Genomic DNA, 13,566 nt, shown 5'->3' with positions numbered 1-13,566 from the left:
AACATTCTCTCAACGGATGGGATGAGCGTCACACCCCCGTCCGCACCGGCACGCGCACCGACCGGCCGATCGCACCGAGGCAGAGGAGAGCACCACCCGTGACTACCATCGAGACCACCCCCGACACGTCGCTCGAGTCGGTGAATCCCGCCACGGGCGAGGTCATCGCCACCCATCCGATCGCCGACGAGCAGGCCGTGCGCGCCGCCGTCGCCACCGCCCGCGCCGCCGCCACGACCTGGGGCGCACTCACCTACGACGAACGCCGTCACCATTTGCTGCGCTGGGCCAGCTACCTGATCAACAACGCGGACGAGTTCACCGCGCTCATCCACCGGGAGAACGGCAAGCCGCTCGACGACGCCTACCTCGAGCTCATGCTCGCCGTCGAGCACGTCTCCTGGGCGGCCAAGAACGCCAAGAAGTACCTCTCGCCCAAGCGCGTCTCGCCCGGCGCGCTGATGTCGAACTTCTCCGCCCGCCTCGAGCAGCGCCCCCTCGGCGTCATCGGCGTCATCGGCCCGTGGAACTACCCCGTCTACACCCCGAACGGTTCCATCGCCTACGCGCTGGCCGCGGGCAACACCGTGGTGTTCAAGCCGAGCGAGTACTCCACCACCATCGGCAACTACCTGGCCGACGCCTTCGCCAAGGCCAATCCGGAACTGCCCGCGGGCGTCTTCGCGACGATCAACGGCTTCGGCGCGACCGGCGCGGCCCTGGTCAAGGCCGACATCGACAAGATCGCGTTCACCGGCTCCACCGCCACCGCGAAGCGAATCATGGCCGCGGCCGCCGAGAACCTCACCCCGGTGTTGCTCGAAGGCGGCGGCAAGGACGCGGTGATCGTCGCGGCCGACGCCGATGTGAAGGCGGCCGCCGACGCGGTCGCCTGGGGCGCCACCTCCAACAGCGGCCAGACCTGCGCGGGCGTGGAGCGCGTCTACGTAGACCGATCGGTACGCGACGAGTTCGTCGCCGAGGTCAAGCGCATCCTCACCGACGTCAAGCCCGGTTCGGGCGACAAGGCCGCCTACGGACCCATGACCATGCCCAAGCAGGTCGACATCGTGCGCCGCCACATCGAGAGCGCGCTGAGCAACGGCGGCACCGCCGTGCTCGGCGGACCGGAGTCGGTCAAGGGCCCGTTCATCGAACCGGTCGTCCTGGTCGATGTGGACGAGAACTCCGAGGCGGTGCAGGAGGAGACCTTCGGTCCCACGATCACCATCAGGACCGTCGACAGCGTGGACGAGGCGGTCGATCTGGCCAACAATTCCCGCTACGGACTGTCCTCGGCGGTGTACTCGAAGCGCAACGGCCTCGATATCGCCCGGCGGCTGCGCGTCGGCGCGACGTCGGTGAACTCGGTGCTCGCCTTCGCCGCCATCCCCGGCCTGCCGTTCGGCGGCGTCGGCGATTCCGGCATCGGCCGCATCCACGGTGAGCCGGGCCTGCGCGAGTTCACCCGTCCGCATTCCATCGCGGTGCAGCGCTTCGCCATTCCCGGTATGGCGCTGCTGAGCTACGCGCGCACCGATTCGACCATGAAGCTGCTGCGCAAGATCACGCCCCTGCTGCACGGGCGCCACAAGTAGGCCGGCCGCGGGCGGTCGCGGTAACGGATCCGCGACCGCCCGTGTGTCCCGGACGGCGATGGGTCAAGATGGACGGGTGACTTTCTGGCCAGCGCCCCACGTCGATGTCCCCGTACACGCGACCGTCACCCTGCCCGGTTCCAAATCGATCACCAATCGCGCGTTGATCCTGGCCGCCCTCGCCGACGGGCCGTCCACCCTCACCGGCGCGCTGCGCAGCCGCGACACGGATCTGATGATCGCCGCGCTGCGCGCGCTCGGCACCGGCATCGACGGTGACGGCGACACGCTGACCATCACCCCCGCGCCGCTGGGCGGCGCATCCGTCGACTGCGGGCTCGCGGGCACCGTGATGCGTTTCCTGCCGCCGGTCGCCACGCTCGCGGGCGGCGACGTGGCCTTCGACGGCGACGCGCAGGCGCGGGTGCGCCCGCTGAGCACCATCCTCGACGCGCTGCGCGGGCTCGGCGCGCGCATCGACGGCGACGCGCTGCCGTTCACCGTGCACGGCGCGGGCTCGCTGCGCGGCGGTGCGGTGACCATCGACGCGTCGGGTTCCTCGCAGTTCGTCTCGGGCCTGCTGCTCTCGGCGGCCCGCTTCGACGAGGGGCTCACCGTGCACCACGACGGCAAGGCGCTGCCTTCGATGCCGCACATCGAGATGACGGTGGAGATGCTGCGCCGCGCCGATGTGGCCGTGCAGGCGCCCGCCGACAGCCGCAAGGCGCAGACCTGGACCGTCGCGCCCGGCCCGATCAGCGCGGTGGACTGGGACGTGGAGCCCGACCTGTCCAACGCCACGCCCTTCCTCGCGGCGGCCGCGGTGACCGGCGGCGAGGTGCGGATCCCGCACTGGCCGCGCCTGACCACCCAGCCCGGCGACGTGATCCGCGAGATCCTGGTGCGCATGGGCGCCGAGGCGCGGGTCTTCGACGGGGTGCTCACGGTGCGCGGGCCGGAGCGGCTGGCGGGCATCGACATCGACCTGCACGACGTCGGCGAGCTGACCCCGACCGTGGCCGCCCTTGCCGCACTGGCGGATTCGCCGTCCTGGCTGCGCGGCATCGCGCACCTGCGCGGGCACGAGACCGACCGGCTGGCGGCGCTGTCCACCGAGATCAACCGGCTCGGCGGCAAGGTCACCGAGACCGAGGACGGCCTCGAGATCGTTCCGGCCACCCTCCACGGCGGCCAGTGGCACTCCTACGCCGACCACCGGATGGCCACCGCCGGAGCGATTCTCGGCCTGCGGGTGCCCGGTGTGGAGATCGAGGACATCGGCACGACCGCCAAGACGCTGCCCGCCTTCACCCTCCTGTGGGAGCAGATGCTGGCCTCGGCCGGCGAGGGAGCGGCACGCTGAGCCGCCCGCGCCGCTCCGCCGCGGGGTACGACGAATCCGATGTGCGGGTTCGTCCGGGCCGCAGTTCCCGTCCGCGCACCAAGAATCGCCCGCAGCACAACGACGCCGAACCGGCGATGGTGGTGTCGGTGGATCGCGGGCGCTGGGGGTGCGTGCTCGACGGCGATCCGGAGCGGCGCATCGTGGCCATGCGCGCGCGGGAACTGGGACGCACGCCGATCGTGGTGGGCGACCAGGTGGAAGTGGTGGGCGACCTGTCCGGCCGGCCCGACACGCTGGCGCGGATCGTGCGCGTGGGTGAGCGGCGAACGGTGTTGCGCCGCACCGCCGATGACACCGATCCGTTCGAACGCATCGTGGTGGGCAACGCCGAGCAGCTGTTCATCGTGGTGGCACTGGCCGATCCGCCGCCGCGCACCGGTTTCGTGGAGCGCTGCATGGTCGCCGCGTTCGTCGGCGGGTTGCGGCCGGTGCTGTGCCTCACCAAGCACGACTTGGCCGCCGATTCCGAATTCGCCTCCGCCTTCGACGATCTGGATCTCACCATCGTCTACGGCGGTATCGACGACCCGCTCGAACCCGTGCTCGAACTCCTCACCGACCGGCTCACCGCGTTCATCGGGCACTCCGGCGTCGGCAAGTCCACGTTGGTGAATCGCCTTGTGCCCGACGCGGATCGGGCCGTCGGTGAGGTGTCGGGGGTCGGCAAGGGCAAGCACACCTCCACCCAGTCGGTCGCCCTGCCCCTCCCCGACGGCGGGTGGGTGATCGACACCCCCGGCGTCCGCTCCTTCGGCCTGGCCCACATCACCCCCGACGACGTCATCCACGCCTTCAGCGACCTCTCCGAAGCGATCGAGGACTGCCCCCGCGGCTGCACCCACCTCGGCCCACCCACCGACCCCGAATGCGCCCTGGATTCCCTGCCCGGCAAGCAACGCCGCGTCGCCGCCATCCGGTTGCTGCTGGTGGCGTTGAATTCGAATGATCCGTGGTGAGAGGCGCTAGCCACGCACAGTTGTCGTCACCGCCGAATCGAATGTACAATTTCTTGTACGTCAGCTGAAATGGTGGTGGTCATGATGCGCACGATGTCCTACTCCGAATCGCGGGCGCGCTACGCAGAGGTCCTCGACAGTGTCGTCAATGATCGGGAGGAAGTAGTGATTACGCGCGCTGGACACGAGCCGGTGGTCATGGTGTCTCTCGACGATTACGAATCCCTCAAAGAGACCGCCTACCTGCTGCGCAGCCCGGCCAACGCGCGCCGGCTGCTATCCGCGATCGAGCGGTTGGAAGAGGGTGGCGGCACCATCCGTGAGCCGATCGAATGAAGCTTGTCTGGGACGAGAACGCCTGGTCCGACTACCTGTGGTGGCAGACTCAGGACCGGAAGGTCCTCAAACGGGTCAACCAGTTGCTCGCGGACATCGATCGCAATGGCAACGAGGGAATCGGCAAGCCGGAGCCACTGAAGCACGGGTTCCATGGCTACTGGTCGCGGCGCGTCACCGACGAGCATCGGCTCGTCTACAAGATCGTCGGTGACGAGATCCGCATCGCGGCCTGCCGTTACCACTACAGCTGAGCCGGCCGGTTCTCCGGACGCAGGATGGCGTCGAGGAATTCGATCTGGTCGGCGAGAACCTTGGTCCGGTTCTCGGGGCGGTAGATGTCGAAGTGGGAGAACGAGTAGTTGATCACGCGGCCGTGCGGGGCCAGGTCGGCCAGCTGCCTGCTGTCGGAAGCCGCTGTCTCCTTGTCGAATTCGCCGACGCACACCAGGATCGGCATGCGCAGGTTCGGGGCGTGCTCGCCGGGTTTGTAGCGGGCCATGGCGAGCAGCGAGCGCGGGGCGACCTCGTTGCGCCAAGTGGCGCTGTCGAGTTCCGCGACCGCGGCCTGCGCCTGCGGGCCGGTCATGACGGCGACCTCGTTGGTCGCGCCGACGGCGGGGATGTAGTACGGCGGGCGGCCGAGCATCCCGCGCCAGCGGTCGCGCAGGATCGCCGCGAGCACCTTCAGCGTCGCCCACCGCGACCGTCCCTCGACCCGCTTCGGAAAACCGTTGTACGGCACCTGCGCGACCACGGCGGCGATGGCCGGGTCAGCCGCCGCCACGGTGACGACGTGTCCGCCGCCGAGGGAGGTGCCCCACAGCGCGATGCGGGACTCGTCCACGTCGGGGCGCGCTCGTGCGGCGGCGATCGCGGCCTCGATGTCGAGCGGCTGGCCCGCGATGTCCACGAGCTGGCGCGGCTCGCCGCCGCTGCGGCCGAAATTGCGGTAGTCGAAGGTGAGCGCCACATAGCCGGCGGTCGCGAACGCCGCCGCGGCCGCCTCCAGGGACGGGGTGTCCTGGGTACCGCCGTAGCCGGTGCACAGGACCACACACGGGTGCGGCCCCGCCCCCTCCGGCAGGTACACGAATCCCGCCAATTCGGTATCGGCGACGGTGAATTCGATCGGTTCGACTCTCATCGGGGCTCCGTTTCTCGGATCTGCGGATCGGCGAGCATCCGCGCGAGCAAGGCGAGCAGGTGCTCGCGATGCCGCGCCAGCTCGAAATCTTTTCGCGCGGCGTAGGTCTCGTGCAGTCCGGTCAGAGCACCCAGCATCGCCGCGGCCGTGAACTCCGCATCCTCGACGTCGAATTCGCCCGCTTCCACACCCTGCGCGATGAGCGTGGCGAACACCGGAAGAAGCCGCGCGGCAACCGATTCCGTGACGCGATGATGCACGTCGGCGAACCCGCCGGAATGCAGATCCGCCGCGAGCTCCGCCCCGCTCGGCCGCGCCGCCAGCGCGTAGTTGTGGTCGACGTAGTCCACCAGCCGCCGCCTCGGCGAACGCGTTTCGTCACCCAGGATCGCCACGTACTCACCCAGCAACCGCTCGGCCAACGCCTCCACGCACGCCTCGAACACCTCGGCCTTGGACGCGAAGTGGTGATAGAAGCACCCCTTCGCCACCCCCATCCGCCCGATGATCGCCCCCACCGTCGTCCGCTCGAACCCCTCCTCCGCGAACAACCCCGTGGCCGTCTCCACGATCTCGGCCTTCCGCACCTCGGGCTTCTTCATCTGCCGCACACGGGCAGGCTACCGACCGACCGTCGGTCTGTCGATACCTATACTCCCCTGCACATATGTCCCTGAAGCGCACCATGGTCTACGCCGAGGCCGAGGACCTCGCCGCGATCAAGGATGCTGCCGCCCGGACCAATGTCAGCGAAGCCGAGATCATTCGGGACGCGATCCACTTGGCGGCCATGCGGGTGCGACGACGCAACGAGCCGCTGCGGCTACGCCGATTCGCCAGCGGCGACCCGACGTTGGCGCATCGCGTAGACGAGATCCTCTCGGAGGACGACGAGAACTGATGACCCATTCCCGGGGGGTCGGAGTTTCCGGAACCGGCATCGTCATCGCCGACACCTCCGGACTCATCGCGGCATTCGACACATCGGCACCGGAGAGCGAGGACGCTTTTCGCGCGTTGGAGTCAGCGGGCCTCGTCGTGATCTCGCCATTGATCCTCGCCGAGATCGACCACGTCGGCCGAGGCGCGATCGGCCGGGGACACGCGCTCTCCATGATCGAAGACCTGACCGCGCAGGCACGCGCCGGGCACTTCGAGATCGCCGCCGTCACCACCGAGGTGCTGGACCAGGCGAACGCAGTGCGGACCCTCTATCCCGATCTACGCCTCGACCTCGCGGACGCAGTGAATGCCGCCCTCGCCGCGGACTACGAGACCGAAACGATTCTCACCCTTGACCGCCGCGATTTTCGGGCGCTGACACCATTGACGAAGCACACCGCCTTCCGGCTGCTGCCGGACGACCTCGACTAGCGGTCATCATCAGATACCCCGAGCATCCCGATTCGGGCCACGCCCAGGTATGTGAAGCACCGCCGAAATGAGTGCTACATTTTGGAGGGTTCACGGTGCTCGATTGCTCGCGAAAAGCGGGGCGCGGGACCGGAATTCGATAAATTTCCGGGTGGAAGGGTTGGGGGAATCCCCCTTCGGGGCGTGCACTGGACGGGATTCGGAGCGAATCGGGCAATCCGCGAGCGTAATCGGGTCTAGGGTGACGACTGATTCATTGATTCGTCAACGGCATCGGAGCCAGAAGGCGAGGCAGTTGTGGACAAGGATTTCGGAACCCGGTTGACCCTGGCGTTCGAGATGTGGGAGCGACGGTACGGGCGTCCACTCTCCGATGAGATCGTGGCCGGGTGGCTCACCGCCGTCGGCCATCGCGTCTCCGCCGACTACGTGCGCCGATTGCGCAAGGGCGAGATCACCGCCGTCCCCGCACCGACCAGATCGGCCCTGGCCCAGGTCTTCGGCGTGGACCCCGGCTATTTCGCCCACGTCCCCGTCCTGGCCCACTCCCACGACCAGGACGTCGTCGCCGATTTCGACAACCCCGCCCTGCGCCACCTCGGCCGCGTCGTCACCGGCCTCTCCATGCGCACCCTCCTCTACCTCGAATCCGTAGCCGACGCCCTCCGCCGAGCCGACGGCCTCCCACCCGCCAACTGGACCGCCCAGATCTGATACGAAAGAAGGTGCCCGGAAACCCCGGGCACCTTCTTTTTCGCGGCCCCCAGATTCTTTTCGCGACCCCTGCGCCTGCGAAAGCGACCGGAGTCGCATCGTCTCGCGACCGAATCAATCAGGCGCGCACCGAAACTCAGGAGACGAGCAATACTCCCGTGCCCGGGATGAGGGAGATGGGCATGGGTGGGGCGTTCCACTGTTCGCGCTGCTCGGTGGCGGTGGCGAGGATCGGGCCGGGGCCGGTGGGAGCGGTGGCGGCGGTGGGGAGGGAGGCGGCGTAGCCGGTGCTGCCCGAGGTGGGGTTGGTGGTCCAGTGGCGGATGTCGACGCTGCCCGTCGCGCCGGTCTGGAGGTTGCGCCAGTGGACCGTGATCCAGCGGTAGTTGTATTGACTGTCGTACGGCGCGAGGACCGGAATCGAGAAGGTCGCTGCGCCAGGTGTTTCACCGACGGTGCCCACCACACCGATCGTTCCGAACGAACCGCCCGGCACGCCGCCCGGCCCCACCTCCAACCCCTTCACCACCGGGATCTGGAACGCGACGTGCGTCGGCGCCGCCTCGGCGACCGGCATCCCGAGCCCGAACAGCAACGGCACCGACACCAGAGCGCCGGCCATCATCTTCTTGACACGCATGTACCCCTCCAGGACAGTTGACTTTCATGTTGGGACATCTATGTATCATTTCCAGCGCCTGTCACAGTAACCACTTCCCCACCGGATAGCCACCCACTTTGGCGAGCAGCTGCATTCACAGCGCAAAAACGAAGGCGCCCAACTGTTTCCGGTTGGGCGCCTTCGTGCTGGGCTCGGTCGCGGCGGGGACCCGCCACGGGGCTCAGTGCTTGCGGCGGCTCTTCGGCGCGCGCTTGCCCTTGGCCTGGGCGCGGGCGGCTTCGCGGCGCTCGCGGCGGGTGGCGGGGGCGCCGCCGTCGCCGTCGCCGTACTCCTCGGCGTCGCTGTGGACGGCCGCGTGGCCGCCCTCGTCGGGACCGGAGTAGCTGAAGCCGCGGGTGTTATTGGACTCGTCGATCCCCTTGGCGCGCAAGGCCGCCGGGGCGGCGCTGCCCGAGGGGGCCGGGGCGGCGGGGACCGGGGCGGGCGCTGCGGCGCCGACCGGGGAACGCAGGCCCGGGTCGACCGAGACGCCGGCGGGCTGCGGCTGCTGCACCTCCACCTGGAGGTTGAACAGGAAGCCGACCGACTCCTCCTTCAATCCGTCCAGCATGGCGGTGAACATGTCGAAGCCCTCGCGCTGGTATTCGACCAGCGGGTCGCGCTGCGCCATGGCGCGCAGGCCGATGCCCTCCTTGAGGTAGTCCATCTCGTAGAGGTGCTCGCGCCACTTGCGGTCCAGCACCGACAGCAGCACCTGGCGCTCCAGGTTGCGCATCGACCCCTCGCCCGCGAGCCCGTCGATATCCTGCTCGCGCTTGGCGTACGCGTCGTGCGCGTCGTCGAGCAGGGTCTCGAGGAGTTCCTCGCGGGTCAGGTCGCCCGCCTCGCCGACCTCGGTCTCACCGGTCAGCTGCTTGTGGTCGACGCTCACGGGGTACAGCGTCTTCAACGCGGTCCACAGCTTCTCCAGGTCCCAGTCCTCGACATAGCCCTCCGCCGTGGCGCCCTCCACGTAGGCGGTGACCACGTCGGTGATCATGTTCTGGACCTGGCCCTCCATGTCCTCGCCGCGCAGGATCCGGTTGCGCTCGCCGTAGATCACGGTGCGCTGCTGGTTCATGACCTCGTCGTACTTGAGGACGTTCTTGCGGATCTCGAAGTTCTGCTGCTCGACCTGCGTCTGGGCGCTCTTGATGGCCTTGGACACCATCTTCGCCTCGATCGGCACGTCGTCGGGCAGGTTCAGGCGCGTCATGATCGCCTCGAGCGCGGCGCCGTTGAAGCGCCGCATCAGCTCGTCGCCCAGCGACAGGTAGAACCGCGACTCACCCGGGTCGCCCTGACGGCCGGAACGACCGCGCAGCTGGTTGTCGATACGCCGCGATTCGTGGCGCTCGGTGCCCAGCACGTACAGGCCGCCCGCGGCGCGCACGTCGTCGGCGTCGGCCTCGGTCTGCTCCTTGACCTTCTCCAGGGTGGGCAGCCAGGCGGCCTCGTACTCGTCGGGGGTGTCGATCGGGTTCAGGCCGCGCTTGCGCAGCTCCAGGTCGGCGATGATGTCGGGGTTGCCGCCGAGCACGATGTCGGTGCCTCGACCGGCCATGTTGGTGGCCACCGTGACCGCGCCGGGCCGGCCGGCCTCGGCGATGATCTGGGCTTCCTGCTCGTGGAACTTGGCGTTGAGCACATTGTGCGGGATGCCGCGCTTGGTGAACTGCTTGGACAGGTATTCCGAGCGCTCGACACTGGTGGTGCCGATCAGCACGGGCTGGCCCTTCTCGTGCCGCTCGGTGACGTCGTCTACCACGGCGGCGAACTTGGCCTCTTCGGTTTTGTAGATCAGGTCCGACTGGTCGGCGCGGATCATCGGCTTGTTGGTGGGGATCGGCACCACGCCCAGGCCGTAGATCTGGTGCAGCTCGGCCGCCTCGGTCTCGGCGGTACCGGTCATACCGGACAGCTTGTCGTAGAGGCGGAAGTAGTTCTGCAGCGTGATGGTGGCCAGCGTCTGGTTCTCCGGCTGGATCTCGACGCCTTCCTTGGCCTCGATGGCCTGGTGCATGCCCTCGTTGTAGCGGCGGCCCACCAGGATGCGGCCGGTGAACTCGTCGACGATGATGACCTCGCCGTCACGGACGATGTAGTCCTTGTCGCGCTGGTAGAGCTCCTTGGCCTTGATGGCGTTGTTCAGGTAGCTCACCAGCGGCGAGTTCGCGGCCTCGTACAGGTTGTCGATGCCGAGCTGGTCCTCGACGAACTCCACGCCCGCCTCGTGCACGCCGATGGTGCGCTTCTTGATGTCGACCTCGTAGTGCAGGTCCTTCTTCAGCAGCGGCGCGATGCGCGCGAACTCGGCGTACCACTTCGAGGACGCGTCGGCCGGGCCCGAGATGATCAGCGGGGTGCGGGCCTCGTCGATGAGGATGGAGTCGACCTCGTCGACCACGGCGAAGTTGTGCTTGCGCTGGACCAGATCGTCCAGCGAGTGGGTCATGTTGTCGCGCAGGTAGTCGAAGCCGAACTCGTTATTGGTGCCGTAGGTGATGTCGGCGTGGTAGGACGTGCGGCGCTGGGCCGGGCTCATCCCGCCGAGCACCACGCCCACCTCGAGCCCGAGGAAGCGGTGCACGCGGCCCATCCACTCGGAGTCGCGCTTGGCCAGGTAGTCGTTGGTGGTGACGATGTGCACGCCGTCGCCGCTGAGCGCGTTGAGGTAGGCGGGCAGCACCGAGGTCAGGGTCTTGCCCTCACCGGTCTTCATCTCGGCGATATTGCCCAGGTGCAGCGCCGCGCCACCCATCACCTGCACCTTGTAGTGCTTCTGGTTGAGCACGCGCCAGGAGGCCTCGCGCGCCACCGCGAACGCCTCGAGCAGCAGGTCGTCGAGGGTCTCGCCGTCTGCGTAGCGCTGGCGGAACTCGTCGGTCTTGCCGCGCAGCTCGGCGTCGGTGAGATCCTCGTAGTCCGGGGCGAGCGCGAGGACCTCGTCGGCGAGATGGGACAGCCGCTTGACCGTGCGACCCTCACCAATCCGTAGCAACCTCGTCAAAGTCAGCGCAGGCACGGGTCTCGTCAGTCCTCTGGTCGGTGTGTCATTCGTGGTGTGGTGGTCCGCCCCGGCCGCCCGCCGGGCAGGCGGAATCTCCCAGCACGCCCCCATGGTAATGCCGCGACCGCACCGAGCGCCGGTGACCAGCGTCGTCACAGGTCGTGGCGCGACCTCGCCGGAGGCGTACCACCTCACCGTACCCGCACCGCGCAGTACTTCGACTGGGCAATCCCCACCGCCTGTGGTCGAATCGGTCAACACTGCCACGCGAACCGACGCGGGTGAAGATGTGCGCCGATTTCGCTGGAAATGCCACAGATCCCCTTCGGAACCGTTGTCGGGCACGACAATGGGTCGCAGGACACAGCGGCATCGGAAGGAGCATCGGGCAGCGTGATCACGCGATTGACGCCGCAGGACGCGTCGTTCTACCGGCTCGAATCGAGCAGCAATCCGATCCACATCGGCTCCCTCGCGATCGTCCGCAACGGCGACGACGAGCCCGCGCTCGACTACGACCGGCTGGTCGACCTGGTCGAGAGCAGGCTGTCGCTGGTCCCCCGCTACCGCCGCAAGGTGCGCGAGATCCCGTTCGCGCTGGGGCGGCCGGTGTGGGTGGAGGACAGCCGCTTCGACATCACCTATCACATCCGCCGCTCGGCGCTGCCCAAACCGGGCACCGACGACCAGTTGCACGATCTGGTGGCCCGCCTCGCCTCGCGCCCGCTCGACCAGAGCAGGCCGCTGTGGGAGATGTACCTGATCGAGGGGCTCAGCGGGGGTCGCAGCGCGATCTTCACCAAGACCCACTCCGCGCTGGTCGACGGATCCAGCGCGCTGGAGATCGGGCACGTGATCCTGGACAACACCGCCTCGCCGCGCGATTTCGCCGACGACTCCTGGATCGCGCCCCGCGAACCCAACGACGTGGAGCTGCTGGTCGGCGCGCTCACCCACCTGGCGGGGCAACCGCGCGAGGCGCTGGAGGTGGCCCGCGACGTGAGCGCCGACGCGTTCGCCATGATCAACGCCGCGGGCAAGGCGGTGGAGTCGGTGATCTCGGCCGTGCGCACCGCCGCGATCGGCGCGCCGGACAGCCCGCTGAACATCCGCACCTCGCGGCACCGCCGGTTCGACGTGGTGCGCACCGACCTCGAGGACTACCGCACCATCCGCAAGCGCTTCGACTGCTCGATCAACGACGCGATCCTCGCCGTGGTGACGGGCGCGCTGCGCAACTGGCTGCTCTCGCGCGGCGAGGCGCTGACCGAGTCGACCACGCTGCGCGCGGTGGTGCCGATGTCGGTGTACGTCGACGGGCAGGGCTCCGAACGGCTCGAACCCGACAGCGAGGTGTCCTCGTTCCTGCTCGATCTGCCGGTGGGCGAACCGAATCCGGTGATGCGCCTGTCGCACATCGCGCACGCCAACGAGGCGGGCGCGCGGCACCGGCGCGGGGTGCGGGCGCGCACGCTCGTCCATATGGCGGGTTTCGCGCCCGCCAGCCTGCACGCGATGAGTGTGCGGGCGGCGAGTACGTTCGCAGAGCACACGTTCAACTTGGTGATCACCAACGCGCCGGGTCCGCAGACGCCGATGTACATCGGCGGCGCGCGGATGCTGGAGATGTATCCGGTGTCGCCGTTGCTGCGCAACCAGGCCTCCAGTATCGGGATCACGTCCTATGACGGACAGGTGTTCTACGGGCTCAACGCCGACCGCGACGCGATGGCCGACATCGGGGTGCTGGCCGCCGCGGTGCACGAATCCATGGAGGAGATGCTCGGTGCCTGCGCCTGACCGGAACGAGACCACGCGGGTCTACGTGCCCGCGACCGTGTCGATGCTGCGGAGACTGGTCGCCGACCGGGAGCTGTTCCCGCTCGGCGGCACCGCGTTCGCGCTCACGCCCACGCTGCGGGAGGCGTACGCGTCGGGCGACGACGAGGAACTGGCCGAGGTCGCGATGGCGGAGGCGGCGCGCGCCTCGCTGCGGCTGCTGGCCGGTGAGCGCGAGGACGCCGAGACCGACCCCGCCGACGACGAGCCGTCGTCCTCGGGCCGCCCGGTCTACCGCCGCGCGGTGATCGCGGCCGACGTGTCGGGCGTGAAGCCGCGCCCCGATCTGGACGACGCGGTGGTGAAGCTCTCGGGCCCGATCACCTACGACCGGATCGCCTCGGTGCACGTCGACCTGGCCGAGGCCGAGCCCGCCGTCGCCAAGGCGGTGGACGTCGTCGATGCCGCCGACCTGGGCGATCCCGATGCCGAGTTCGTGCTCGGCGACGCCGAGGACCACCAATTGGCCTGGTACGCCGCCCAGGAACTCCCCTTCCTGCTGGATCTGCTCTAGTACGTGCGCGGG

14 protein-coding genes are annotated in these 13,566 nt (G+C 68.6%); 10 read left to right on the top strand and 4 right to left on the bottom strand.

Annotated features, from left to right (window positions below; all coding sequences use genetic code 11):
* Positions 1-98: 98 nt before the first annotated feature.
* From OHB21_RS16695 to OHB21_RS16675, 5 genes are all read left to right on the top strand, one after another.
* Positions 99-1,598: an aldehyde dehydrogenase family protein gene (locus tag OHB21_RS16695; protein WP_067510099.1), complete on the top strand. Its 1,500-nt coding sequence runs from the start codon at positions 99-101 to the stop codon at positions 1,596-1,598.
* 58 nt (positions 1,599-1,656) lie between these two features.
* Entirely contained in the window at positions 1,657-2,961 is a 1,305-nt protein-coding gene (gene aroA / locus OHB21_RS16690) for a 3-phosphoshikimate 1-carboxyvinyltransferase (protein WP_067510101.1), read from the top strand.
* Positions 2,958-3,959: a ribosome small subunit-dependent GTPase A gene (gene rsgA, locus OHB21_RS16685; protein ID WP_228789648.1), complete on the top strand. Its 1,002-nt coding sequence runs from the start codon at positions 2,958-2,960 to the stop codon at positions 3,957-3,959. Before aroA ends, rsgA begins: the two co-directional genes overlap by 4 nt.
* A gap of 84 nt (positions 3,960-4,043) precedes the next feature.
* The gene (locus OHB21_RS16680; protein ID WP_067510191.1) at positions 4,044-4,295 is read left to right on the top strand and encodes a type II toxin-antitoxin system Phd/YefM family antitoxin; all 252 of its coding nucleotides are present in this window, start codon (positions 4,044-4,046) and stop codon (positions 4,293-4,295) included.
* A complete protein-coding gene (locus OHB21_RS16675; RefSeq protein WP_067510105.1) occupies positions 4,292-4,549 on the top strand; it encodes a Txe/YoeB family addiction module toxin in 258 nt (85 codons plus the stop codon). Before OHB21_RS16680 ends, OHB21_RS16675 begins: the two co-directional genes overlap by 4 nt.
* On the opposite strand, the gene OHB21_RS16670 is transcribed toward OHB21_RS16675, so the two are convergent.
* Both OHB21_RS16670 and OHB21_RS16665 read right to left on the bottom strand, forming a co-directional pair.
* Positions 4,540-5,442: an alpha/beta hydrolase gene (locus OHB21_RS16670; RefSeq protein ID WP_067510107.1), complete on the bottom strand. Its 903-nt coding sequence runs from the start codon at positions 5,440-5,442 to the stop codon at positions 4,540-4,542. The genes OHB21_RS16675 and OHB21_RS16670 overlap by 10 nt on opposite strands.
* Complete coding sequence (locus OHB21_RS16665) at positions 5,439-6,044, bottom strand: TetR/AcrR family transcriptional regulator (protein ID WP_228789645.1); 606 nt, start codon at positions 6,042-6,044, stop codon at positions 5,439-5,441. The genes OHB21_RS16670 and OHB21_RS16665 overlap by 4 nt, the downstream gene beginning before the upstream one ends.
* Before the next feature lie 65 nt (positions 6,045-6,109).
* Here OHB21_RS16665 and OHB21_RS16660 point away from each other — a divergent pair, with 65 nt between their 5' ends.
* From OHB21_RS16660 to OHB21_RS16650, 3 genes are all read left to right on the top strand, one after another.
* The gene (locus OHB21_RS16660; protein WP_195124845.1) at positions 6,110-6,343 is read left to right on the top strand and encodes a ribbon-helix-helix protein, CopG family; all 234 of its coding nucleotides are present in this window, start codon (positions 6,110-6,112) and stop codon (positions 6,341-6,343) included.
* The gene (locus OHB21_RS16655) at positions 6,343-6,816 is read left to right on the top strand and encodes a PIN domain-containing protein (protein WP_195124844.1); all 474 of its coding nucleotides are present in this window, start codon (positions 6,343-6,345) and stop codon (positions 6,814-6,816) included. The genes OHB21_RS16660 and OHB21_RS16655 overlap by 1 nt, the downstream gene beginning before the upstream one ends.
* Positions 6,817-7,113: 297 nt before the next feature.
* Positions 7,114-7,530, top strand: a complete 417-nt coding sequence (locus OHB21_RS16650; protein ID WP_195142040.1) for a hypothetical protein — start codon at positions 7,114-7,116, stop codon at positions 7,528-7,530.
* A 136-nt stretch (positions 7,531-7,666) separates the two neighbouring features.
* Here OHB21_RS16650 and OHB21_RS16645 read toward each other — a convergent pair whose 3' ends face one another.
* Together OHB21_RS16645 and secA are read right to left on the bottom strand one after the other, a co-directional pair.
* The gene (locus tag OHB21_RS16645) at positions 7,667-8,170 is read right to left on the bottom strand and encodes a hypothetical protein (RefSeq protein WP_067510157.1); all 504 of its coding nucleotides are present in this window, start codon (positions 8,168-8,170) and stop codon (positions 7,667-7,669) included.
* A 202-nt stretch (positions 8,171-8,372) separates the two neighbouring features.
* Positions 8,373-11,216 carry a preprotein translocase subunit SecA gene (secA, locus tag OHB21_RS16640; RefSeq protein WP_195124842.1) on the bottom strand — a complete coding sequence of 948 codons (2,844 nt, stop codon included), beginning with the start codon at positions 11,214-11,216 and terminating at the stop codon, positions 8,373-8,375.
* A gap of 378 nt (positions 11,217-11,594) precedes the next feature.
* Between secA and OHB21_RS16635 the strand changes: the two genes are divergently transcribed.
* Entirely contained in the window at positions 11,595-13,001 is a 1,407-nt protein-coding gene (locus OHB21_RS16635) for a WS/DGAT/MGAT family O-acyltransferase (protein WP_067514026.1), read from the top strand.
* On the top strand, positions 12,988-13,554 hold the full coding sequence (locus OHB21_RS16630; RefSeq protein WP_407675217.1) for a DUF6912 family protein: 567 nt from the start codon (positions 12,988-12,990) through the stop codon (positions 13,552-13,554). Before OHB21_RS16635 ends, OHB21_RS16630 begins: the two co-directional genes overlap by 14 nt.
* Positions 13,555-13,566 lie beyond the last annotated feature (12 nt).

This window comes from Nocardia puris (assembly GCF_036051655.1).
Lineage (GTDB): Bacteria > Actinomycetota > Actinomycetes > Mycobacteriales > Mycobacteriaceae > Nocardia > Nocardia puris.
Note: the sequence above shows the minus strand (reverse complement) of the source record. Positions and strands in the feature narration are given on the sequence as shown.

Bases quoted from the DNA above. Each gene is read 5' to 3' on its own strand.
- aroA (WP_067510101.1), top strand. From the start codon at position 1,657: ATGGGTCAAGATGGACGGGTGACTTTCTGGCCAGCGCCCCACGTCGAT.
- OHB21_RS16680 (WP_067510191.1), top strand. From the start codon at position 4,044: ATGCGCACGATGTCCTACTCCGAATCGCGGGCGCGCTACGCAGAGGTC.
- OHB21_RS16675 (WP_067510105.1), top strand. From the start codon at position 4,292: ATGAAGCTTGTCTGGGACGAGAACGCCTGGTCCGACTACCTGTGGTGG.
- OHB21_RS16670 (WP_067510107.1), bottom strand. From the start codon at position 5,442: ATGAGAGTCGAACCGATCGAATTCACCGTCGCCGATACCGAATTGGCG.
- OHB21_RS16665 (WP_228789645.1), bottom strand. From the start codon at position 6,044: ATGAAGAAGCCCGAGGTGCGGAAGGCCGAGATCGTGGAGACGGCCACG.
- OHB21_RS16660 (WP_195124845.1), top strand. From the start codon at position 6,110: ATGTCCCTGAAGCGCACCATGGTCTACGCCGAGGCCGAGGACCTCGCC.
- OHB21_RS16655 (WP_195124844.1), top strand. From the start codon at position 6,343: ATGACCCATTCCCGGGGGGTCGGAGTTTCCGGAACCGGCATCGTCATC.
- OHB21_RS16645 (WP_067510157.1), bottom strand. From the start codon at position 8,170: ATGCGTGTCAAGAAGATGATGGCCGGCGCTCTGGTGTCGGTGCCGTTG.